Origin of the sequence: Bradyrhizobium cenepequi (assembly GCF_020329485.1) — a bacterium.
In the GTDB taxonomy this organism is placed as follows: Bacteria; Pseudomonadota; Alphaproteobacteria; order Rhizobiales; family Xanthobacteraceae; genus Bradyrhizobium; species Bradyrhizobium cenepequi.
In genome coordinates this window covers 1-879 of record NZ_JAGKJI010000163.1, presented here as the reverse complement: position 1 = coordinate 879, position 879 = coordinate 1, and the positions used below count along the sequence as shown (strand labels likewise).

The following is an 879-nucleotide window of genomic DNA, read 5'->3' as shown; positions in this document are numbered from 1 at the left end:
CGGCGCACATGCCATCCTCGTCTTCGACGGCGCCGGCTATCACGGTGCCGGTGCCCTCTCCGTTCCAGACAACATCACCCTGCTACGCTTGCCGCCCTATGCGCCCGAGCTCAACCCGATCGAAAACGTCTGGGCCTACCTGCGTGCAAACAAACTCGCCATCACCGTGTTCGATGACTATGACGACATCGTCAACAAAACCTGCGACGCTTGGAACTTCTTTGCAACAGATCCACCGCGGATCGCTGCCATCACCACACGCCATTGGGCAACGGTCAGCCCTTAAGGCCGTTGGTATAAGACGCTCTCGGCCCGAGTGACAGACCAGTCGACTCAATCAGGCATCGCGCTGCTGATCGAGCGGTGCGAGACGCAAAAGCGCGAACTACATCCCGAGCAGATAGAGTAGGGCTGCCTGATGGCGGCTCAAAGCGCGAACTACCGATGCTTGCAGGCGTTGTGAGAAAACGGCCCCAGAACCGCTGGGGCCGCCAACCTTGGAGGTTTTCCTCCGGCCTGGGCTTGAGGAGTCGGCCGGAAGCCAAGGTCCGACGATGGTCGACCAATTTCGTTCCTACTTGACCGAGAACTGGTAACGGAACGCCAAGGTGCCCCTAAACCTCGTGGATTGCGAACCGGCCGCGCTGGCGGTGTAATCGCCCGGCTATGGGCACGAAACCGCGCGAGGTTATCTGGGGCGGCAGGATCATGGGCGCCGACATACGCGCTCAGGCCGCCCGGGAGGCCGCCCAGAAGGCCATCCGGGAGTCGGACCGTGCGGAGGCGGAAACCTGGTCCGTGCGCATGGAGGACTATGGTGGGCGGCCCAGCCGTCGCCGACGATCGGCCAGTGCATTAATGGCGGCCTCGGCTGGGCTT

The 879-nt window shown here is 62.5% G+C and carries 1 protein-coding gene; it reads left to right on the top strand.

Going from position 1 to position 879, the window contains the following annotated elements:
* Nucleotides 1–286: transposase (locus J6497_RS42500; RefSeq protein WP_312010403.1), on the top strand; the 286-nt coding region annotated here is incomplete at its 5' end.
* Nucleotides 287–879 lie beyond the last annotated feature (593 nt).